This window comes from Streptomyces sp. NPDC028314 (assembly GCF_055565795.1).
The window spans coordinates 23,373-44,866 of record NZ_JBVHTP010000005.1; the positions used below are offsets into that span (position 1 = coordinate 23,373).

Below are 21,494 nucleotides of genomic sequence, written 5' to 3' on the forward strand. Positions count from 1 at the left end.
GCGCTGCGAGCCCACTTGATCGGCACGACACCCCCCAGGGGGGCGAGCTCGGCAACGGGCCGCGATTAGGCTGAGTGCGGGCGTGGCGTCGAGGTCGGCGCCCGAGCGGTGTTCGACAGACCAGGAGGACCAGTGAGCGGCGATCGGAACGAGAGGCGCGGCGGGACGTGGGACGTCCCGACGGACGATCAGTCCGACGCGGAGCCCGAGGTGACGGGCGAGTTCACCATCGACTACACCCCGCCGGCCTGGTACACGCAGGGTGCGCCGTCGGCGCCGGCCACGCCGGTGCCCGGGCTGCCCGAGGGCAGCGGTTTCGAACCCCACCGGCCGTCGGACGTGACCTCGCCCCCGACGATGCGGATCGCTGCGCCCGGGCCGCGTACCCCGGCCGACGACGCGGGCGCGCCCACCGCGTTCGCGGCCCCGGACGCGCCCTCCCCCATCACGTCCGCCCCCGAGCCCGCGGCGGCGCCCGCGCCTTTCCCGGCTCCGGCGTACCCGAGCACCGGTGAGGCAGCCGCCGCACCCACACCGCCCGCACCGGCGTACCCGAACCCCGCTCCGGCAGCACCGCAGGCCACTCCGGCCACACCCGAGGCTCCGGAGCCCGCCCCGTACGCGGCACCGGCGTACCCGAGCACCGCCGAGGCAACTGCCGCACCCACACCGCCCGCGCCGGCGTACCCGAGCCCCGCCCCGGACGCGTCGCAGGCCGCCCCGGCCACACCCAAGGCTTCGGAGCCCGATCCGTACGCGGATCCCGCACCGGCGTACCCGAGCACCGCCCCGGACGCGCCGCAGGCCCCCGCGCCGGCTCCGTACGCGGCACCTGCGCACCCCGACCCTGCCGACGAGGCCGTTGCCCCGCCCGTCGCCCCGGTCGCGCCCGAGGCTCCGGAGGCCGCCCCGTACGCGGCACCGGCTGCCGCCGCGCCCGCACCGCCCGTGCAGGCGTACCCGAGCTCCGCGCCCACCGCGCCGGAGGCCCCGGCACCGGCGTACCCGGAGCAGGGTGACGCGCCAGCGCCCGCGCCCGCGCCCGCCGAGGCCGCGCCGCAGGACAGCGTCCCTCCGGCGGAGCCGTTCGCGGCGGCGCCCGCCGAGCCGGCCGACGTCACGCCGTACCAGGACGCCCCGCCCCCGGTGTACCGCACCGCCACGCCGCCCAACGGCATCCCCGTGCCCGCCGAAGCCGTCGCCCCGGGCCCGTACCAGGACCCCGCGCCGCAGGCCCCGTTCGAGGGAGCCCTGCCCGGGCCGTACTCCCAGCCCTTCAACCCCGCGGAGACCCCGGCGCCCGCCGGCGAGCACCCGTTCGGGGGACCCGGGGGTGAACTCCCGCCGGTGCCGCCCGCGTTCGCCACCTCCGGCGCCCCGCAGGGCTACGGCTTCCCGCCCTCCTCCCCCGCGCAGCAGCCCCCGGCCCAGGGGTACGGCTTCCCGCCGGTCCCCCCGGCCCAGCAGCAGCCGCAACAACCGCAGCCGCAGCCGCCCCGCAGCGACCCCCGCAACGCCGCGCAGTGGCCCGCCGGTCCGCAGCAGCAGCAGCCGTACCAGGCCGGCCCGGCCACCGGCGGGGCGCCGCTCGGCTACACCGCCGCCGTCGAGCTGTCCTCCGACCGGCTGCTGCGCGCCAAGCAGAAGCCCCGGCCGGCCCGTTCCGGCTTCCGCTTCGGCGGCAAGGCCGCGGAGTCGGAGCGCCTGCGCAAGCTGGAGCTCATCCGTACGCCGGTGATGTCCTGCTACCGGATCGCCGTCATCAGCCTCAAGGGCGGCGTCGGCAAGACCACGACCACCACCGCCCTCGGCGCCACCCTCGCCACCGAGCGCCAGGACAAGATCCTGGCCATCGACGCGAACCCCGACGCCGGCACGCTCGGCCGCCGAGTGCGCCGCGAGACCGGTGCGACGATCCGGGACCTCGTCCAGGCGATCCCGTACCTGAACTCGTACATGGACATCCGGCGGTTCACCTCGCAGGCCCCCTCGGGCCTGGAGATCATCGCGAACGACGTGGACCCGGCCGTCTCGACGACCTTCAACGACGAGGACTACCGCCGGGCCATCGACACCCTCGGCCGCCAGTACCCGATCATCCTCACCGACTCGGGCACCGGTCTCCTCTACTCCGCCATGCGCGGGGTCCTGGACCTGGCCGATCAGCTGATCATCATCTCGACCCCGTCCGTGGACGGCGCGAGCAGCGCCAGCACCACGCTCGACTGGCTGTCCGCGCACGGGTACGCCGACCTCGTGTCGCGCTCCCTCACCGTCATCTCGGGGGTCCGCGAGACCAGCAAGATGATCAAGGTCGAGGACATCGTCCAGCACTTCGAGACCCGCTGCCGGGGCGTGGTCGTGGTGCCCTTCGACGAGCACCTCGCGGCCGGTGCCGAGGTGGACCTCGACCTGATGCGGCCCAAGACGCGCGAGGCGTACTTCAACCTCTCCGCGCTGGTCGCGGAGGACTTCGTCCGCGCCCAGCAGCAGGCCCCGCAGAACCACTGGGGAGCCCCGCAGGCACCCCAGGCGCCTCACGCACCCCAGGCACCCCAGCCGTACCAGCAGCAGCCGCCCCAGGCGCCTCAGCCCCAGGCGCCTCAGCCGCCCCAGCCGCAAGCCCCCCAGGCGCCGGCCCCGCAGCCGTACGGCCAGCCCTACCCGCAGCCGGGCCAGCCCTGGCCCCAGCACGCCCAGCCGCAGCCGCCCGGCCAGCCCCCGCGCGACCCCCGCCTCGGCTGACACCCCGAGGCAGGCTCAGCCGGCACGAAAGGAGGGCCCGTACCGTCCCCAGGACAGTACGGGCCCTCCTTTGTCCGGCGGCGCGGCCTCAGCGCTCCGCGTCGTACGCGTCCGTCAGCACCCGCGAGCGCTTCACGTCGTCCGCGATGGCCTCCAGCAGCCCGTCGAGCGACTCGAACTTCGCCATGCCCCGCACGTACGCGAGGAAGTCGACGGCCACGTGCATCCCGTACAGGTCCAGCCCGATCCGGTCGATCGCGTACGCCTCCACGGTCCGCTCGGTGGCGTCGAACTGGACGTTCGTCCCCACCGAGATCGCCGCCGGCATCCGCTCGCCGTCCGCCGTCAGCCAGCCCGCGTACACCCCGTCCGCCGGGATGGCCGTGTGCGGCTGGGTTTCGACGTTCGCCGTCGGGTAGCCGAGCTCGCGCCCGCGCTGCGCACCCCGCACCACGACGCCCTCGACCCGGTGCGGGCGTCCCAGGATCTCGGCCGCGCCGTCCATGTCGCCCTCGGCGACGAGCCTGCGCGCCAGCGTCGAGGAGAACGGCACTCCGCCGCCCGCCTCGCCCCGCTCCACCAGGTCCACGACCTCGACCTCGTAGTCGTACGTGGAACCCAGCTCGCGCAGGAAGTCGACGTTCCCGGCGGCCTTGTGGCCGAAGCGGAAGTTCGGGCCCTCGATGACGGCGCGCGCGTGCAGCTTGTCGACCAGCACCTTCACGATGAAGTCGGCCGGGGACAGCTGCGAGAACTCCGCGGTGAATGGCAGGATCAGCAGCGCGTCGACCCCCAGGCCGGCCATCAGATCGGCGCGCCGGTCGTAGGGGGCCAGGATCGGCGGGTGGCTGCCGGGGCGCACGACCTCGCTCGGGTGCGGGCTGAAGGTGACGACGACCGACGGGACGCCCAGCTCTCGGGCCTTGGCGACGGCCCGTCCGATGATCAGCTGATGCCCCCGGTGCACACCGTCGTAGGAGCCGATGGTGACGACGCTGCGTCCCCAGTCCTGGGGGATGTCCTCCAAGCCACGCCAGCGCTGCACTGTGACCGCTCCTCGCCCGAACCCGTTTGGTCCCTGTCCTGATGCCGATTGCAGGTCTAAGACTGCCATGCCGGTGGCCGGGGACCCGCATCGGCATCTGGCTGGGAGCCGCCCCGCCTCACGTGATGTCCGGGGCCGCCCTGCTGAGCGTCTCGACCGTGCGCCGGGCACTCGGCCCGAGCAGCGCCGCCGCCTCCGCGGCCGCCTGCCCGAGCCAGCGGGCGACGAGCCCCGCGAAGGCCGGATCCGCCCGGGCCAGCTCCACCGTCCGGTGCTCGAACACGGCCGGGCCGCCCGGGGTTCCGAGCAGCCGGCGGCCGGTGCGGCGCAGCAGCTCGCGGGTCCGTTCCTCCGGGCGTCCGGCGACCCCGGCGGCGACGGCCCCGAGGAAGGCGTCGAGGACCGCCGGGTCGGTCTCCTCCCGCAGCAGTACGTCGGCCAGCTCGCCCCGCAGCACGTACGAGGGCTCCCTGCCTGGCGCGGCCAGCACCCGGGCCAGCGCGGCCCGGACGGGCACCGAGGCGGCCCGCAGCAGGTCGAGGACCAGCGGGCGGAGCACGGGGGTCGCGGCCAGGCCCTGGTCGAGGCGCCGGTCCACGAACTCGGCGCCGTGCGGTGCGTCCTCGGGGTGCCGCGCGAGGTGCTCCCGTACGAGGTCACCCGCACGGCGGCCCAGCCCCGGCGTGGTCAGCGCGGCCAGGGCGCGGACCACCTCCCCGTCGGCCCGGGCCCGCAGGGCGTCGAACACCGCGTCCGGGTCGGGCAGTACGGGCAGGGCCGCGACCAGCGCCGACGCGGGCAGCCGGGCCCCGCCTTCGGGGTCGCGGAAGCAGGCGAGGGCGTCGGGAAGGTAGCGGGCGCGCACCTGGGGGTCGCGCAGCAGCATCGCGAGCGCACTGCCGTGCAGGGTGCTGTCGGCGGGGCGGGCCAGCAGCGCCTGGGCGGCGTAGCGCAGCAGCTCGCGGTCGGCGGGGGTGCGCACGTGGGGGGCCGTGGCCAGCCCGTACGCGGCGGCGGCGACCCGGCGCCCGGGCCGCTCGTCGTGGGCCCACCGGTCCACGGCCCGGCTCAGGGCGGAGGGCTCGTCCTCGGCGAGTACGGCGAGCAGCTCGTCGGCGCGCGGATGGGCGGCGCGGACCAGGGCCTCGACGAGGTCGTCCACAGCGAGGCTGCGATGGGTGTGCAGCAGGGCTTGAGCGGCGGTGGCCACGGTGGCTCCGGGGCGACCGCGCAGCCGGCGCTCGTCGGTGAACCAGGCGCAGAGCAGGGGCTGGGCCAGCCGGGGGTCCCGGGCGAGCCGGCGGGCGGCGGCCTCCAGGTAGCGGTGGTCGGAGGGGAGCAGCCGGCGCAGCAGGTCGAGCCGGTCGGACTCGGGCAGCCGGAGCCGGTTCCAGAACCAGCCCTCGAAGTCGCCGGGGCCGGTGCGGGCCACGTGCTCGGCGAGTGCGTGCAGGACGGGCAGGTACGGCACGGCGTCGGGGGCGCGGAGCAGCGTCTCGCGGAGCAGCCGGGCGGCCCACCAGACCCGGTCGGGCCGGCCGCCGCCCCCGGCCCCTTCCGCAAAGGTGTTGAGCGCGTCCACCAGCCGGGTCAGCACGCTTCGCGTCTCGTCCGGCGGGAGCCTGCGCAGGGCCTCCAGGACGGGGCCGATGCGGTGCCGGGGCACGGGCGGGCCCGGGGTGGCGGGGCCCTGGTGCACCAGGGTGTCCAGTGCGGTCGGGACGTCGAGGTGCCCGGCCTGGAGCCAGTCGGACAGCTCCTCGTGGGCGAAGCGGTAGCCGGGCCCGGCGGGTACCAGCAGCCCTTCGGTGAGCACGGCGGAGGCCCAGCCGGTCCGCCAGGGGAACAGCTCCTCGAAGGCGGCCCGGTCCAACTCCCCCTGCCCGGGCCCGAGACAGCGCCGGGCCGCCTCGTGCATCTGCCCGGCCACCCGGGCGGCGAGCCGCCGGATGCCGGGGGCGTGGCCCGCCGGGGCGTGGGGGCCGGGGCCGGGGCCCGCCGGCCCGTGCGGGCCCGGACTGTCACCCGCGAAGCCGTACGCGCCCGAACCGCGGCCCACCGGACCGGGCATGCCAGGACCATGGTCCGCCAGCCCCTGCGGGCCGAGGCCCGCACCCTCCGGACCGTACGTGCCCGCAGCGCGCCCACCGGCACTGCCACCCGCCGAGCCGTACGCTCCCGAACCGCGGCCCGCCGGACCATGCGGGCCGGGACCGTCGTCCACCAGCCCGTGCGGGCCGAAACCGTGCGTACCCGGGGCATCCGGCCCGGGGGTGTCGTCCTCCGGACCGTGCGGGGCCGGGCCATGGATGCCGCTGCCAGACATGCCGGGGCCGTTGCCCGCCGGATCCTGCGGGCCGGGGCCCGCCGGGGCGTGCGGGCCCGGGGCTCGGGCCGCCGGGGCGTCGTAGACCTCACCGGTCAGCGCCGGGCCCTGCCCGGGCTCGGACGCGTCCGCCCTGGGAGACCGGTTCCCGGCCGCCCCGAGGCCGCCGAACCAGCCGGGCCCTGCGCTACCGCCTGCGGTGGCGGGCGCGGGAGTTCTGGGCACGGGCGGGAGGTCCGCCGCGGAGGCCGCGATCCGGACGGCGACCCTCAGCGCGAGCAGGTCGAGGTGGGCGGCGAAGACTTCGTCCCGGCCGGGACACCCCGCGGTGACGCCGGCGGCCCGGATGCCGGCGAGCAGCCGCAGGGTGAGCGGATGCCGGGCATCGGCCTCCCGGACGGCCCCGGCCGGGATTCCGAGACGGGCACGGGCGGTCTCGGCCTCGGCAGGATTCAGGTCCCCGACCGGCAGGGCCGGCGGCAGCCGCCGGGCGCGGCGGGCGGGGGTGTGCAGCACCTCGGCCGGGTAGAGCGCACCGGCCCGCTCCCAGTACTCGGGCCGGGCGGCGACCACCAGCCGGGCTCCGATGCCGCTCAGCCAGCGGGCGGTGGCCTCGGTCCAGGGCTCCAGCCGCTGGACCAGCTGCGGGGGCATCTCCTCCGGGTTGTCCAGGACGATCAGCAGCGGCCGCCCGGCGGCAGCCGCGAGCCGCGCGACCCGCTCGGCGGTCCCCTCCGCCCCGGGCCCGACTCCGCTCACGCCCGCCGATCCGCCGACAGGCGCGGACGCCGCACCGGGCGAGGCGTCGGAAGCGGGGAAACCGGCGGAACCGGCGGACCCTGCCGAGGCCTCCGGAGCGGCCGCGTCGGCCCAACCACCCGAACCGGGCGAGCCGACTCGAACGCCCGAATCCGGCTTGACCACCCGAGAACCCGACGGGGTCGGTGCCACCCTCACCCCCGAAGAGGCCGGGTCCACCCCAGCCCCCGCACCAACCGAAGCGTCCGAGGCAGTCCAAGCACCACAACCGGGCCCAGCCACCCAAGCCCCCGGCCCCACCGGCGCCCCCAAGACGTCTTGGGCATCCGGGGCGTCCGGCCCGGACGGAACCCAAAGCCCCGGATCAACCGGAACATCCGAGGCGCCCCACGCACCCGCATCTGCCGGGGCCACCCGAGCGCCCGAAGCGGCCGGGACATCCTCGGCAGCCGAACGCGGCCGAACCACCCAGATCCCCGGATCAGTCGCAGCCGCCGAAGCATCCCCTGCACCCGGACCGGACGCCCCCACCCCACCGCCCGAACCGGCCGGAGCCGCCCCGGACTCCCGACCGGCCCGAACCGCCGAAGCGGCATCCCCACCGCCCGAACCAGCCGGAGCCGCTCCAGAATCCCGACCGGCCCAAGCCGCGGGAGCATCCCGACCGGTCGAGTCGGCCGAGGCAGCTCGGGGACCCGCCCAGCCCGCCGAGTCATCCCCCGCACCGGCGTCACCCGAAGCCGCCGAACTGCTCCCCCACCCGCCCGTATCCGGGGCACGCCCCGCACCCGCCTCCAGGATCCGGGCCGCCGCCGACAGCGTCCGGGCCACCGCGTCCGCCAGCGAGGCGTCCCCGGCCCGCAGGTCGGCTCCGCGCAGCCACAGCGTGGGCGCGGGCCGGTCGCCCCGGGCGCGGCGGGCGGCGAGCTCGGCCAGCGCCGTCGTGCGGCCGGTTCCGGGGTCTCCGACCAGCCCGAGGACCGGGCGGCCCGTTTCCGTGAAGGCGGCCAGTCCGGCGGCGATACCGGGGCGCTCGACGGGTTGCGGCCCGTCCGGGGTGAGGGCCGGGCCCAGGGTGGTGCCGGTCAGCTCCAGCGCGCCGGCGAGGTTCAGGTCCGCGCCGTACCCGGGCACGGTGGCGGAGTTCCGCTCCAGCAGGGCGGCGAGGGGGCCTGCGCCCGGGGCCGTGGCCGCCGCGCGCAGGGGGACGGCGAAACCGCCGGAGCGGTGCTCCGCGTGCAGAGCGGTGCCCAGCACCGCGAGCACGGCTCCGGTCCCGGCGTCGAACACCGGGCCGCCGCAGACCTCCCCGCCCCGTTGCAGGGCGTCCCGGCCGTCCGTCCCGATCGCCAGCTCCAGGGTGGCGGGCAGTACGTGGGACCGCTCCGGCGCGGTGTACGTGACCTCCGCGCCGGCCGCGAGCACCCGTGCCTGGCGCCAGCCCCGCGCGAGGAGCCGTACGTACGTCCCCGGAGTGATCTCCTCCCGCATCGCGACCGGCAGTGGCCGCAGCCCGAGCCCGTCGGTGCGTACGAGAGCCAGCGCGAGCCAGGGCAGGGCGGTCACGTCCTCCGCCTCGGCCAGCCAGGTCCGCCGGCCCGGTCCGTGCAGGACCACCTGGGCCAGTCCGTCGACGGCCTCGTGACCGGTGATCACCGTCCCGCGGTCGTCGGCGACGAAGCCGCTGCCCCGCACCCGCCCGGCGAGATCGCAGATCCTGACGAGCTCCGCCATTGCCGCACCACTCCCCCGCCGTACCCGTGCTCATGACGGTAGGCAGGTGAAGATCAGCGGGAAAAGCACACGAGGCGAAAGCGCCCCCTTTCGCTCCCTCCATTCACTCCGAGCGCCTGCTCGGACGGGTGAATAAGGGGCTCCGGGTGGATAGAGACCTACCCGAGGGGGGTCGTGGAGCGGTGAGCAGCAGTCCATGTGCGCTCACCGCTCCACGTCAACAAGATCGTCCGTCAGAGCCCAGCGGCCTCCGAGCCCCCGACCCCCGCGTCAGACGAAGACCGCGAGCGACTTCGCCTTGCCGCCCTTGCTCTCCACGAGCCCGAGCAGCTGCCCCTGCGGCCCGTACACGGCGACCGTCCTGCCGTCCCCGTACTCGTCCGGCATGTCGATCCGCACACCGTTGGTGAGCAGCGAGGCCCGCCGGGCGTCCAGGTCCCAGCGCGGGAAGGCCGCGGCCGCCGCCTCGCCGATCGGCATGACGGTCAGCTCCTCCTGGAGCTGGTCCAGCGTCCGCGCCCGGTCGAGCTTGTACGGCCCCACCCGGGTGCGCCGCAGCGCCGTCAGGTGGCCGCCGACACCGAGGTCGGCGCCCAGGTCGCGGGCCAGGGCGCGGATGTACGTACCGCTGGAGCAGACGACGGAGACGACGAGGTCGACGACCTTGGTGCCGTCCTCGGCCTCGGCGTCGCGCATGTCGTACACCTGGAAGGACGAGATGGTCACCGGCCGGGCCGGGATCTCGAAGTCCTCGCCGTCGCGGGCGCGCTTGTAGGAGCGCACGCCCTTGATCTTGATGGCGCTGACCTTGGACGGGACCTGCATGATCTCGCCGGACAGCTTGGCGATGCCCTTGTCCACCGCCTCGCGGGTCACCGCGGAGGCGTCCGCGGAGGAGGTGATCTCGCCCTCGGCGTCATCCGTGAGGGTGTTCTGGCCCAGCCTGATGGTGCCGAGGTACTCCTTCTCCGTCAGCGCGAGGTGGCCCAGGAGCTTGGTGGCCTTCTCCACGCCGAGGACGAGTACGCCCGTGGCCATCGGGTCGAGCGTGCCGGCGTGGCCGACGCGGCGGGTCTTGGCGATCCCCCGCATCTTGGCGACCACGTCGTGCGAAGTGAAGCCGGACGGCTTGTCGACGATGACAAGGCCGTCCGGAGTCTTCCCTGCGTCGGTGCTCATTCCGCGGCTGCGTCCTCGTCGTCCTCGTCGCCCGGCTTCTTGTACGGGTCGGCGTCGCCGGCGTACTTCGCGCCGGAGGACACCTCGCGCACCTGGGCGTCGGAGGCGCGCGCCTTGTCGAGGAGGTCCTCGATGGTCTTGGCGTTCTCCGGGAGGGCGTCCGCCACGAAGGTCAGGGTGGGCGTGAACTTGGTTCCCGCCGCCCGGCCGACCGCGGAGCGCAGCACGCCCTTGGCGCTCTCCAGGCCCGCTGCCGCGCTGGCCCGGTCCTCGTCGTCACCGTAGACCGTGTAGAAGACCGTGGCCTCCCGCAGGTCGCCGGTGACCCTGGTGTCCGTGATGGTCACGTGCGTACCGAGGCGGGGGTCCTTGACACCGCGCTGCAGCTTCTCGGCCACCACCTCCCGGATGAGGTCCGCCAGCTTCTTCGCCCGCGCATTGTCGGCCACTGGTCCGTCTCCTTCTTTTCTTGCAGTCAGTCTTCATCACCGTGGAGCCGCCGTCGTACCGACAGCAGTTCCACTTCCGGACGCGCCGCGACCAGCCGCTCACAGCGGTCCAGTACGTCCGATACGAACCCCGCGTCCCCACTCACCAGGGCGACCCCTATACGGGCCCTGCGGTGCAGGTCCTGGTCGCCCACCTCTGCCGCGCTCACGGAGAACTTGCGTTGGAGCTCGGCCACGATGGGCCGGACGACGGAGCGTTTCTCCTTGAGCGAGTGAACATCGCCGAGGAGCAGATCGAAGGACAGAGTCCCCACGTACATGCAGTTCCGGATATCCCGCCGGTGCGGGTTCGGTGGCCTGCCGGGCCAACGCGCGGCAGGGTCACCAGAACCGTACACGCAACGGCCGGGGCCGATCGACGGATATTCCGCCGACCGGCCCCGGTGCTACTCGTACGGCCTTTCGGCCGTACGAGCCTTACGCCTTACGACACGGTGCGAACCGCCTCGCGCTTACGCGCGGGGCTTCTCGCGCATCTCGTACGTCGCGATGACGTCGTCGATCTTGATGTCGTTGAAGGAACCGAGGTTGATACCGCCCTCGAAGCCTTCGCGGATCTCGGTGACGTCGTCCTTGAAGCGGCGCAGACCGGAGATGGTGAGGTTCTCGGCGATGACCTTGCCATCGCGCAGGAGCCGCGCCTTGGTGTTGCGCTTGACCTCGCCGGAGCGGATGAGAACACCCGCGATGTTGCCCAGCTTGGACGAGCGGAAGATCTCGCGGACCTCCGCCGTACCGAGCTCGACCTCTTCGTACTCCGGCTTGAGCAGACCCTTGAGGGCCGCCTCGATCTCCTCGATGGCCTGGTAGATCACCGAGTAGTAGCGGACGTCGACACCCTCGCGGTCCGCCATCTGCGCGGCACGGCCGGCCGCACGGACGTTGTAACCGATGACGATGGCGTCGGAGCCCATCGCCAGCGAGATGTCGGACTCGGTGACCGCACCCACACCGCGGTGCAGGACCCGGATGTCGACCTCTTCACCGACGTCGAGCTGGAGCAGCGAGGACTCGAGAGCCTCGACCGCACCGGACGCGTCGCCCTTGATGATGAGGTTGAGTTCCTGGACCAGACCGGCCTTGAGCACGGAGTCGAGGTCCTCGAGGGACACGCGACGGACGCGCTTGGCGAAGTTGGCGTTGCGCTCACGCGCAGCACGCTTCTCGGCGATCTGACGGGCCGTACGGTCCTCGTCGACGACGAGGAAGTTGTCGCCGGCGCCGGGGACGTTGGTGAGACCCAGGACCAGGACGGGGGTCGACGGACCCGCTTCCTCGACGTTGTTGCCCTTGTCGTCGAGCATGGCGCGCACTCGGCCGTAGGCGTCGCCCACGACCATCGTGTCGCCGACGCGGAGGGTACCGCGCTGGACGAGGACGGTGGCGACGGCACCGCGGCCGCGGTCGAGGTGGGACTCGATCGCAATACCCTGAGCGTCCTGCTCCGGGTTGGCGCGCAGGTCGAGCGAGGCGTCGGCGGTGAGGACGACGGCCTCGAGCAGGGAGTCGATGTGCAGACCCTGCTTGGCGGAGATGTCGACGAACATCGTGTCGCCGCCGTACTCCTCGGCGACCAGACCGAACTCGGTGAGCTGACCGCGCACCTTGACCGGGTCCGCACCCTCGACGTCGATCTTGTTGACCGCGACGACGATCGGGACGCCGGCGGCCTTGGCGTGGTTGAGCGCCTCGATCGTCTGCGGCATGACGCCGTCGTTGGCCGCGACCACGAGGATCGCGATGTCGGTCGACTTGGCACCACGGGCACGCATGGCGGTGAACGCCTCGTGACCCGGGGTGTCGATGAAGGTGATCTTGCGCTCTTCACCGTTGACCTCGGTACCGACCTGGTAGGCACCGATGTGCTGCGTGATGCCGCCGGCCTCGCCCGCAACGACGTTCGTCTTGCGGATGGCGTCGAGCAGTCGGGTCTTACCGTGGTCGACGTGACCCATGACGGTCACGACCGGCGGACGCGGCAGGAGGAACTCCTCGCCGCCCTCGTCCTCGCCGAACTCGATGTCGAAGCCCTCGAGGAGCTCGCGGTCCTCTTCCTCCGGGCTGACGATCTGAACCTGGTAGTTCATCTCGCCGGCCAGCATCTCGAGCGTCTCGTCGGAGACGGACTGCGTGGCAGTGACCATCTCGCCGAGGTTCATCATCACGGCGACGAGCGACGCCGGGTTGGCGTTGATCTTCTCCGCGAAGTCGGTGAGGGAGGCACCGCGCGACAGGCGAACGGTCTCGCCCTGGCCGCGAGGCAGCATCACGCCGCCGACGGACGGGGCCTGCATGGCCTCGTACTCCTGGCGCCTCTGACGCTTGGACTTGCGACCACGACGGGCCGGACCACCGGGACGGCCGAAGGCGCCCTGCGTGCCACCACGGGCACCGGGACCACCGGGACGCCCGCCGAAGCCGGGACGACCGCCGCCACCGGCACCGGCCGGACCGCCGCCGAAGCCGCCGCCACCGGGACGGGGACCGCCGAAGCCGCCACCGCCGCCGGGACGCGAGCCCGGACCGGCCGGACGACCGGCGAAGCCGCCGCCCGCCGGACGGCCTGCGCCGCCGCCGGGACGCGGACCACCCGCACCGGGACCACGGCCACCGGGGCCGCCGCCGGGACGCGGACCGGGACCACCGGCAGCGGGACGCTGCGGCATCATGCCCGGGTTGGGACGGTTACCACCGGGAGCACCACCCGGACGCGGGGCGCCGCCCTGCGGACGGGGCATGCCGCCCGGGGTGGGACGGGCGCCGCCGGGACCCTGCGGACGCGGAGCGCCACCGGGGCCACCCTGCGGGCGGGGAGCACCCTGGCCGCCGCCGGCGCCGGGGGCACCGGGACGGGGAGCGCCGGCCGGACGGGGCGCCTGCGGGCGCGCCATGCCGGTGGAGCCACCAGAGGTGAAGGGGTTGTTGCCCGGACGGGGACCGGCCGGACGGGCGCCCTGCGGACGCGGGGCCTGACCGCCGGCGGGGCGCTGGGCCTGGCCGCCGGGGGCGGTGCCGGCCGGACGCGGGGCGCCGGGACGGGCACCGGCCTGGCCGCCCTGGGCGGGACGCTGCTGCTGCGCCGGACGCGGACCGGGGGCCGCGGCGGCGGGACGCTCGGTGCGCGCCGGGGCGGCCGGGGCCGCCGGAGGCGCGGAGAACTCGGTCGCCACGGGAGCCGCCGGAGCGGGCTTCGGGGCGGGAGCCTTGGGACCGGGACGCGGGCCGGATGCGGCCGGAGTCACCGGGGCGGGCGTGCTGGCGGCCGGAGCCTCGGCAACGACCGGCTTGGGGGCCGGTGCGCCGGGCTTCGGGGCGGCAGGACGTGCCGCAGCGGCCGGGGAGGGCGCTGCGGGCTTGGCGGGCGCGGCCTTGCGGGGCGCGCCGGGCTTCGCAGCGGACTTGCCGGCGTTGCCGCCGGGCCCCTGCAGTGCGTCAGTCAACTTGCGTACAACCGGCGCCTCGATCGTCGAGGACGCCGAACGGACGAATTCACCGAGTTCTTGGAGCTTGGCCATGACGACCTTGCTCTCTACCCCGAACTCCTTGGCGAGTTCGTATACCCGGACCTTAGCCACTTCGCTCCTTTTAGGTCCGGGTTACGCCGGACCGTCGCTACTTCATGGGCGTACTCATCGCGTACTCATCGAGTGCTCATCGCAATCTCGACCTACTTCCAACTCGCGAGGTACCTGACCGCACGGGGTATCCGTGCCGTACTACTTCTTACGGTGTCGCCCCGGCCTCACCGGCCACGGCTTTGCGCAATGCCGCCGTGTCGAGCGCTCCTGCGGACCGAAGGGCCCGGGGGAACGCTCTGCGGCGGACCGCCTGGTCGAGGCAGACCACGGCAGGGTGCACGTAAGCACCCCGGCCGGGCAGCGTACCGCGAGGATCGGGGACGCATTCGTCCTCGACCGCCACGATGCGCAGCAGATCGCTCTTGGCCGCTCGCTCCCGACACCCCACACAGGTGCGTTCGGGGCATGCGCGGGCTTGCGTCCGGCCAGACACGCCTAAGTCTACCTCCCCGCACCGACCTCACCCCTTCGGGCGAAAAATCGAACGGATGTTGTTGTGATCCATGCGGGCCCCGGAGGGCCCAAAGGCCAGGGACCCCGGCCTGCGGGGTCCCTGTCTACCGCCCGGAAAGCTCCGGACGGTAGTGGTTTATTCCCCGCGCCGGTCCGCGTGACGGTCCGCTTCGCGGTGGCCGTCCCGGTCCCGGTCCCGGCCCCGGTCGCCGTCCGCGTCCGAGGACGTCTCGGTGTCGGGACGGATGTCGATGCGCCAGCCGGTGAGCCGCGCGGCGAGGCGGGCGTTCTGGCCCTCCTTGCCGATGGCCAGCGACAGCTGGTAGTCGGGCACGGTCACCCGGGCCGAACGGGAGTCCCAGTCGACGACCTCGACCTTGCTCACCCGGGCGGGTGACAGGGCGTTGGCTACCATCTCCGCCGGGTCGTCCGACCAGTCGACGATGTCGATCTTCTCGCCGTGCAGCTCGGCCATCACGTTGCGCACGCGGCTGCCCATCGGGCCGATGCAGGCGCCCTTCGGGTTCAGGCCCGAGCGGGTGGACCGTACGGCGATCTTGGTGCGGTGACCGGCCTCACGGGCGATCGCCGAGATCTCGACGCTGCCGTCGGCGATCTCCGGGACCTCCAGGGCGAACAGCTTCTTCACCAGGTTGGGGTGGGTCCGCGACAGGGTCACGGACGGGCCGCGGACACCCTTCGCCACGCGCACCACGTACGCCTTCAGGCGCAGGCCGTGCGTGTACTCCTCGCCGGGGACCTGCTCCTGCACCGGCAGGATGGCCTCCAGCTTGCCGATGTCGACGAGGACGTTCTTCGGGTCCTTGCCCTGCTGCACCACACCGGTGATGACGTCGCCCTCACGGCCGGCGAACTCGCCGAAGGTCAGGTCGTCCTCGGCGTCGCGCAGACGCTGCAGGATCACCTGCTTGGCGGTCGTCGCGGCGATCCGGCCGAAGTCCGACGGGGTGTCGTCGAACTCCTTGGGCTCCTGGCCCTCTTCGAGATCCTTCGGGTCTTCCGTCGCCCACACGACCACGTGACCGTTGGTGCGGTCGAGCACGACGCGGGCACGGCGGAAGCTGCCCTCGGTGCGGTGGTACGCGATGAGGAGGGCCGACTCGATCGCCTCGACGAGCAGGTCGAAGGAGATCTCCTTCTCCCGGACCAGACCCCGCAGGGCACTCATGTCGATGTCCACGGCTACGCCTCCTCTTCCTTCTTGTCCTTGCGGTTGAACTCGATCTCGACACGCGCCTTGGCGATGTCGGTGAAAGCGATGCGGCGGGCGGTCGCCTTGCGGCCCTTCACGCCCGGTACTTCGAGGTCCATGCCCTCTTCGTCCACGTCGAGGATGCGGGCGATCAGTTCCCCGCTCTCGGCCAGCTGGAACTTCACGAGGCGGCCGATCGCCCGGATGTAGTGACGGTGCTCGGTCAGCGGGCGGTCGGCGCCCGGCGAGCTCACTTCGAGGACGTACTCGTCCTCACCCATCGCGTCGGTCTCGTCGAGCAGATCGGAGACCTCGCGGCTCAGCTCGGCACAGGCGTCCAGCTCCACACCCTCATCGGAATCCACGATGATCCGCAGCATCCGGCGCTTGCCCGCCTTGGACATCTCGATGTCTTCGAGGTCCAGGCCCTTGGCGGCGACGAGCGGCTCCAGCAGTCCGCGCAGCCTGTCGCTCTGGGTGGTGCTCATCCGGGTGACTCCTCGGCCGCGTGTGCTGTTGTGGTTTTCCGTCGCGTGTCAGGTCAAAGGGTATCCGGTCGCGGGGGGTGTTGCCGTCCGCGCTGCCGCCGGGGTCCCCGGGTACCGTGATCACACCCTGCCCCGCCACCACCTCCGGAGGACGTCGTCGTGCCCTGGACCATGCCTCCCCCGCGTCCCGCGCCCGCGCGCCCGGCCACGAGCGCGCGGCCCTCGCGCCGGAGCGTGCTCACCGGAGCCGCCGCCGCGGCCGGGGCGGCGCTGCTCACCGGATGCTCGGGCGGGGACGGAGCCCCGGGCGAAGGCGCCGGGATTCCACTCGAACGGCGGATGCGGGAGAACGCCGTCCGTGAGACCGAGCGGCTGCTGGAACGTTACGACGCCACGATCGCCGCCCATCCGGACCTGGCCGGGCGCCTCGCACCGCTGCGCGCCTCGGTCGCGGCGCACACGTCCGCCCTGGCCCCCTCCGCCGGCCGGGCGAACGGGTCCCCGTCCCCGGCGGCCTCCCGGTCCGGCTCCGCCGCGCCGAGCGGTGCGGCCGCCGGGGCCCCCGCGCCGAGCGGGGAACCGGTCCCGGCGAAGGCCGCCGACGCCCTCACCGCCCTCTCGGACGCCGAGCGGAGCCTGTCCGAGGCCCGGACCATCGCACTCGCCGGCGCCCCCGGGGAGCTGGCCCGGCTGCTGGCCTCGGTGGCGGCCTGCGGCGCGGTCCACGCGTACCTGCTGACCTCGACCCCGGGAGCATGACCGTGAAGACCGAGCCCTCCGCGGCGAACCGCCCCCTGGAGGCCGCGCAGTCCGCGCTGGCCGCCGAGCACGCCGCCGCGTACGCCTACGGGGTGATCGGCGCGCGGATCGCGCCCGCCCGGGCGACCGAGGCCCGCGAGGCGTACGGGAGCCACCTCGCGCGACGTGACGCGCTCACCCGCACCGTGCGTGACCTGGGCGGATCGCCCCGGCCTTCGGAAGCCGCGTACGCCCTGCCCTTCGAGCTGCGCACGCCCGGCGACGCCGAACGGCTGGCCGCCGGCATCGAGGACCGGGTGGCGGGCGCCTACTCCGACCTGGTGCGGGCGGCGGACGGCCAGCTGCGCCGCGAGGCGGCCGACGCGCTGAGCGCCGCGGCGGTCCGCGCGGCACGCTGGCGCGGTGTCGGCGTAGCCTTCCCTGGGCTCACGGAACGTGCGGAAGAAGCGCAACGAGCCCAGCACAGCTGAAAGGGACCACGCACGCATGGCTTTCGAACCGCCGCAGCGGCTTGTACGGGCGCTCGGCGAGATGCCGGAGACGGCGCAGAACGCGGACTGGCTGGGGCGGTTGCCCCGGCTCACCGAGGAGGCGCTGGCCCGGCGTGAGGTGTCGGCCCAGCGGGTCCAGGCCCCCGGCGGCCGCAGCAGCCTGGTGGTCCTCGTCCGGTACGCCGACGGAACCCCGGCCGCGCTGAAGCTGGCGCCCCCCGGGGCCCGGCCCGACCGGGAGCTGGCGGCACTGGCCCACTGGGGCGGTTTCGGGGCCGTACGGGTCATCGACTCGCGGCACCACGCGCAGGACGGGGCGCTGCTCCTGGAGCGGCTCCACCCGGAGGTCTCGCTGCGGTCGCTGCCGGAGGCGAAGGCGCTGCTGGAGGCCTGCGGCACGTTGCGGCGGCTGTGGATCGCGCCGGGCGCGGGCCACGGCTGGGAAACGGTGGCGCAGCGCACGGCCGCGCAGGCGGAGGTCCTGCGCCAGGCTCCGCCGGAGGCCGAGGCGCTGGCCGCGGCGGCTCTGGCGGTCCGCGAGGAGCTGATCGCGGCGCCCGGTGAGGAGCTGCTGCTGCACGGCAACTTCCGGCAGGGCAAGGTGCTGGCGGGTGAGCGGGCGCCGTGGCTGACGGTGGGTCCGGACCCGCTGGTCGGCGAGCGGGCCTACGATCTGGCGCGGCTGGTCCGGGACCGGTTGGAGGACCAGGTCGCCTCCTCCGCGGGGGCGGCGGGCGCGCGGCGTCGGGTGAACAAGCTGGCCGACTCGCTGGAGGTGGACCGGGACCGGCTGCGGGGCTGGACGCTGTTCCGCGCGGTGGAGTCGGGGAACCGGGCGCTGGCGGCGGGACGGCGCCGGGACGCGGAGCTGCTGCTGGAGTTCGCGGCCTGGTTGTAGGGCATACCGTAGGTAGGAAGGTATGTCCGGCAGGGGGCCGTCATGGTCGAAGAACTGCTGACAGCGGCAATCGCCGCGGGCGTGGGTGTCGTGGCCTGTCTGGGCGCGGCGGGCCGTGTGGTGAGGCAGTACGAGCGAGGCGTGGTCTTCCGCTTCGGCCGGCTGCGGCAGGGCATCCGCGGGCCGGGATTCACCATGATCGTCCCGGTGGTGGACCGCCTCCGCAAGGTGAACATGCAGATCGTGACGATGCCGGTGCCCGCTCAGGAGGGCATCACGCGGGACAACGTCACGGTGCGGGTGGACGCGGTCGTGTACTTCAAGGTCGTCGACGCGGCGAACGCGATCATCGAGGTGGAGGACTACCGGTTCGCGGTCTCGCAGATGGCGCAGACCTCGCTGCGCTCGATCATCGGCAAGTCGGACCTGGACGATCTGCTGTCCAACCGGGAGCAGCTGAACCAGGGCCTGGAGCTGATGATCGACAGCCCCGCGGTGGGGTGGGGCGTGCAGATCGACCGGGTCGAGATCAAGGACGTGTCGCTGCCCGAGACGATGAAGCGGTCGATGGCGCGGCAGGCGGAGGCGGACCGCGAACGCCGGGCGCGGGTCATCAACGCGGATGCCGAGCTGCAGGCTTCGAAGAAGCTGGCCGAGGCCGCGGAGGTCATGTCGGAGCAGCCGGCGGCGCTTCAGCTGCGGCTGCTCCAGACGGTGGTGGCGGTGGCGGCGGAGAAGAACTCCACGCTGGTCCTCCCCTTCCCGGTGGAGCTCCTGCGCTTCCTCGAACGGGCCGCCCCGCCACCGGCGGAGCACCCGGCGCCTGCGCCGCAGACGGCCCCGGCGCAGCGCCCGGCCGCTGCGGAACGTCCGGCGCCGCCCGAGGTCGCCCCGGAGCCCGCCGCACCGGCCCTCGGCCCGGGCGGCCCCGGGGGCGACCTCCCGGCGAGGTCCGCCCCCGCCGACCGGACGGGGCTTGACGACACGACCTAGCCGAGGCGGGCCAGGGCCTCGGCCAGGGGGAGTTCCTCGCGGGTGCCCGTCGCGCGGTTCTGCAGTTCGACCACCGATTCGGCGGAGCGCCGCCCCGCCACCAGGATCCACGGCACGCCGATCAGCTCCGCATCCGTGAGCTTGACCCCGGGCGACAGCCCCGGCCGGTCGTCCAGCAGGACCCGCAGCCCCGTCGCGGCCAGCGCGTCGGCGGCCTGTTCGGCCAGCGCCAGCGGTACGGCCTTGCCCGCGGCCACCACGTGGACGTCGGCCGGGGCCACCGCCGCCGGCCAGCACAGGCCCCGCTCGTCGGCCGTCTGCTCGGCGAGCGCGGCCACCGCGCGGGAGACGCCGATCCCGTACGAGCCCATCGTGACCCGGACCGGCTTGCCCTCCCGGCCCAGCACGTCGAGCCCGAACGCGTCCGCGTACTTGCGGCCCAGCTGGAAGATGTGCCCGATCTCGATCGCGCGGTCGAGTCGCAGCCCGGCGCCACAGGCGGGGCAGGGGTCGCCGGCCTCGACCACCACGACGTCCAGGTACTGGTCGACCTCGAAGTCCCGCCCGCAGACCACGTTCCGGGCGTGCGTGTCGGGCTTGTTGGCCCCGGTCACCCATGAAGTCCCGGGCGCGACGCGGGGGTCGGCCAGGTAGCGCACCTTGTCCAGGCCCTGCGGGCCCACGTAGCCGCGTACCAGATCGGGCCGGTCCGCGAAGTCCTCGGCCGTCACCAACTCCACCGCGGCCGGGGCGAGATGCTCGCCCAGCTTGGCCAGGTCCACCTCCCGGTCGCCCGGCACCCCGACGGCCACGATCTCGCCGTCCACCTTCACGAGCAGGTTCTTCAGCGTCGCCGACGCCGGTACGCCCAGGTGTGCCGCCAGGGTCTCGATCGTGGGGGTGTCGGGGGTGGGGATCTCCTCCAGCGGCGCGTGCTCACCGGCCGCCGGGGCCAGGGCGAAGGTCACCGCCTCCGTGTTCGCGGCGTAGTCACAGGACGGGCAGTCCACGAAGGTGTCCTCCCCGGCCTCGGCCGGCGCCAGGAACTCCTCGGACGCGGAGCCGCCCATCGCTCCCGACACCGCCGACACGATCCGGTGGTCGAGCCCGAGCCGCTCGAAGATCCGCCGGTAGGCGGCCCGGTGGAGGGCGTAGGACTGCGCGAGGCCCTCGTCGCTCACGTCGAAGGAGTACGAGTCCTTCATCTGGAACTCGCGGCCCCGCAGCACGCCGGAGCGCGGCCGCGCCTCGTCCCGGTACTTGGTCTGGATCTGGTACAGCATGACCGGCAGGTCCTTGTAGGACGTGCACTGGTCCTTCACCACGAGGGTGAAGATCTCCTCGTGGGTCGGGCCGAGCAGGTAGTCCGCGCCCTTGCGGTCCTTGAGCCGGAAGAGCAGGTCCCCGTACTCCGACCAGCGTCCGCTGACCTCGTACGGCTCCTTCGGCAGCAGGGCCGGGAGCAGCACCTCCTGGGCGCCGATCGCGTCCATCTCCTCGCGGACGATGCGCGAGACGTTGTCCAGGACCCGCTTGCCGAGCGGCAGCCAGGACCACACTCCGGCGGAGGTGCGCCGGACGTATCCGGCGCGGACCAGGAGGCGGTGGCTGAGGGTTTCGGCGTCGGCCGGGTCCTCGCGGAGGGTCTTGGCCATGAGGCGGGACATGCGCTGCACGTGTTGCGTTGACATGACGGGAGGCTACCGGGCCCGGCGCGGGACCCGGCAACGATTTCAGCGCCGGAAGTGGCCCGGGGACAGCAGGGGCAGCGGCGCGCCCATGACGGCGTACGGGAGGCCGGCGCTCGGGAAGTGGACCTGGCGGGCGAGGTCCGTGTAGCCGAGGGCGCGGTAGAGCGCGCGGGCCGGGCTGTCGGTGTCGATGGCGGAGAGGATCGAGCGGGGCTCGGCGGCGGAGTCGGTGATCCGGGTGATCAGGGCGCGGCCGACTCCGTGTCCCTGGAAGCCGGGGTGCACGTGCAGTTCGGTGATGACGAAGGAGTGGTCGAGCCAGCCTTCGTGGCCGCCGGCCCGCAGGTACGGCTCGACGATGGTGGACCACCAGTGGCTGCGGTCGTTGGGCATCCCGTACACGAACCCGGCGAGTGCCCCGTCCTCGGCGAACGCCCCGAGGGCCCGGGCGCCGCGGCACTGCATGTGGCGCTGGACGATGTAGCGCCGGATGCCGACCTCCTCCTCGCTGAGCCCGAAGGCGACGGCCTGTACGCGCAGGGCCTCGTCCACGCGGGCGGCGAGGTCGAGGGGGCCGATGCGGAGTCCGGCGGGCCGGTCGGGGTCGTCGGGCATAGGCAGCATGCGGTGACC

The 21,494-nt window shown here is 74.0% G+C and carries 16 protein-coding genes; 5 read left to right on the forward strand and 11 right to left on the reverse strand.

The features are described from left to right. Positions 1-132 precede the first annotated feature (132 nt). Entirely contained in the window at positions 133-2,745 is a 2,613-nt protein-coding gene (locus tag ACZ4TG_RS13595) for an SCO5717 family growth-regulating ATPase (protein ID WP_468162145.1), read from the forward strand. Positions 2,746-2,833: 88 nt separating this feature from the next. Here the strand turns inward: ACZ4TG_RS13595 and ACZ4TG_RS13600 are convergent, their stop codons facing one another. The 9 genes from ACZ4TG_RS13600 to rimP all read right to left on the reverse strand — a co-directional run bounded on the left by ACZ4TG_RS13600 (position 2,834) and on the right by rimP (position 16,029). After that, positions 2,834-3,790, reverse strand: a complete 957-nt coding sequence (locus ACZ4TG_RS13600; protein ID WP_468162146.1) for a bifunctional riboflavin kinase/FAD synthetase — start codon at positions 3,788-3,790, stop codon at positions 2,834-2,836. A 118-nt stretch (positions 3,791-3,908) separates the two neighbouring features. Then, a complete protein-coding gene (locus tag ACZ4TG_RS13605) occupies positions 3,909-8,609 on the reverse strand; it encodes a hypothetical protein (protein ID WP_468162148.1) in 4,701 nt (1,566 codons plus the stop codon). A 270-nt stretch (positions 8,610-8,879) separates the two neighbouring features. After that, positions 8,880-9,788 (reverse strand): tRNA pseudouridine(55) synthase TruB, encoded by a 909-nt coding sequence (truB, locus tag ACZ4TG_RS13610; RefSeq protein WP_468162149.1) that lies wholly within the window; start codon positions 9,786-9,788, stop codon positions 8,880-8,882. Further along, the gene (gene rbfA, locus ACZ4TG_RS13615; RefSeq protein ID WP_362394283.1) at positions 9,785-10,237 is read right to left on the reverse strand and encodes a 30S ribosome-binding factor RbfA; all 453 of its coding nucleotides are present in this window, start codon (positions 10,235-10,237) and stop codon (positions 9,785-9,787) included. The genes truB and rbfA overlap by 4 nt, the downstream gene beginning before the upstream one ends. A gap of 26 nt (positions 10,238-10,263) precedes the next feature. Beyond that, on the reverse strand, positions 10,264-10,557 hold the full coding sequence (locus tag ACZ4TG_RS13620; RefSeq protein ID WP_219671569.1) for a DUF503 domain-containing protein: 294 nt from the start codon (positions 10,555-10,557) through the stop codon (positions 10,264-10,266). A 192-nt stretch (positions 10,558-10,749) separates the two neighbouring features. Further along, positions 10,750-13,872 carry a translation initiation factor IF-2 gene (gene infB / locus ACZ4TG_RS13625; protein ID WP_468162150.1) on the reverse strand — a complete coding sequence of 1,041 codons (3,123 nt, stop codon included), beginning with the start codon at positions 13,870-13,872 and terminating at the stop codon, positions 10,750-10,752. Between the two features lie 148 nt (positions 13,873-14,020). Continuing rightward, positions 14,021-14,308 carry a YlxR family protein gene (locus ACZ4TG_RS13630; protein WP_468162151.1) on the reverse strand — a complete coding sequence of 96 codons (288 nt, stop codon included), beginning with the start codon at positions 14,306-14,308 and terminating at the stop codon, positions 14,021-14,023. A 156-nt stretch (positions 14,309-14,464) separates the two neighbouring features. Next, complete coding sequence (gene nusA / locus ACZ4TG_RS13635; protein WP_468162152.1) at positions 14,465-15,529, reverse strand: transcription termination factor NusA; 1,065 nt, start codon at positions 15,527-15,529, stop codon at positions 14,465-14,467. A gap of 2 nt (positions 15,530-15,531) precedes the next feature. Beyond that, positions 15,532-16,029 (reverse strand): ribosome maturation factor RimP, encoded by a 498-nt coding sequence (gene rimP, locus ACZ4TG_RS13640; protein WP_468162153.1) that lies wholly within the window; start codon positions 16,027-16,029, stop codon positions 15,532-15,534. A gap of 159 nt (positions 16,030-16,188) precedes the next feature. Here rimP and ACZ4TG_RS13645 point away from each other — a divergent pair, with 159 nt between their 5' ends. From ACZ4TG_RS13645 to ACZ4TG_RS13660, 4 genes are read left to right on the forward strand one after another with little or no spacing between them, the layout of a single operon-like run. Continuing rightward, a complete protein-coding gene (locus ACZ4TG_RS13645) occupies positions 16,189-16,788 on the forward strand; it encodes a hypothetical protein (RefSeq protein ID WP_468162154.1) in 600 nt (199 codons plus the stop codon). Then, on the forward strand, positions 16,785-17,258 hold the full coding sequence (locus ACZ4TG_RS13650; protein ID WP_468162155.1) for a ferritin-like domain-containing protein: 474 nt from the start codon (positions 16,785-16,787) through the stop codon (positions 17,256-17,258). The genes ACZ4TG_RS13645 and ACZ4TG_RS13650 overlap by 4 nt, the downstream gene beginning before the upstream one ends. 16 nt (positions 17,259-17,274) lie before the next feature. Next, on the forward strand, positions 17,275-18,177 hold the full coding sequence (locus tag ACZ4TG_RS13655; protein WP_468162156.1) for an aminoglycoside phosphotransferase family protein: 903 nt from the start codon (positions 17,275-17,277) through the stop codon (positions 18,175-18,177). A gap of 42 nt (positions 18,178-18,219) precedes the next feature. Continuing rightward, a complete protein-coding gene (locus ACZ4TG_RS13660) occupies positions 18,220-19,170 on the forward strand; it encodes a slipin family protein (RefSeq protein ID WP_468162157.1) in 951 nt (316 codons plus the stop codon). On the opposite strand, the gene ACZ4TG_RS13665 is transcribed toward ACZ4TG_RS13660, so the two are convergent. After that, entirely contained in the window at positions 19,167-20,861 is a 1,695-nt protein-coding gene (locus ACZ4TG_RS13665) for a proline--tRNA ligase (protein WP_468162158.1), read from the reverse strand. The genes ACZ4TG_RS13660 and ACZ4TG_RS13665 overlap by 4 nt on opposite strands. A 42-nt stretch (positions 20,862-20,903) precedes the next feature. Further along, positions 20,904-21,485 (reverse strand): GNAT family N-acetyltransferase, encoded by a 582-nt coding sequence (locus tag ACZ4TG_RS13670; RefSeq protein ID WP_468162159.1) that lies wholly within the window; start codon positions 21,483-21,485, stop codon positions 20,904-20,906. Positions 21,486-21,494 lie beyond the last annotated feature (9 nt).

Coding starts and splice junctions, on each gene's coding strand:
- ACZ4TG_RS13605 (WP_468162148.1), bottom strand. CDS start 8,609: ATGGCGGAGCTCGTCAGGATCTGCGATCTCGCCGGGCGGGTGCGGGGC.
- truB (WP_468162149.1), bottom strand. CDS start 9,788: ATGAGCACCGACGCAGGGAAGACTCCGGACGGCCTTGTCATCGTCGAC.
- ACZ4TG_RS13620 (WP_219671569.1), bottom strand. CDS start 10,557: ATGTACGTGGGGACTCTGTCCTTCGATCTGCTCCTCGGCGATGTTCAC.
- rimP (WP_468162153.1), bottom strand. CDS start 16,029: ATGAGCACCACCCAGAGCGACAGGCTGCGCGGACTGCTGGAGCCGCTC.
- ACZ4TG_RS13650 (WP_468162155.1), top strand. CDS start 16,785: ATGACCGTGAAGACCGAGCCCTCCGCGGCGAACCGCCCCCTGGAGGCC.
- ACZ4TG_RS13655 (WP_468162156.1), top strand. CDS start 17,275: ATGGCTTTCGAACCGCCGCAGCGGCTTGTACGGGCGCTCGGCGAGATG.
- ACZ4TG_RS13660 (WP_468162157.1), top strand. CDS start 18,220: ATGGTCGAAGAACTGCTGACAGCGGCAATCGCCGCGGGCGTGGGTGTC.
- ACZ4TG_RS13665 (WP_468162158.1), bottom strand. CDS start 20,861: ATGTCAACGCAACACGTGCAGCGCATGTCCCGCCTCATGGCCAAGACC.
- ACZ4TG_RS13670 (WP_468162159.1), bottom strand. CDS start 21,485: ATGCTGCCTATGCCCGACGACCCCGACCGGCCCGCCGGACTCCGCATC.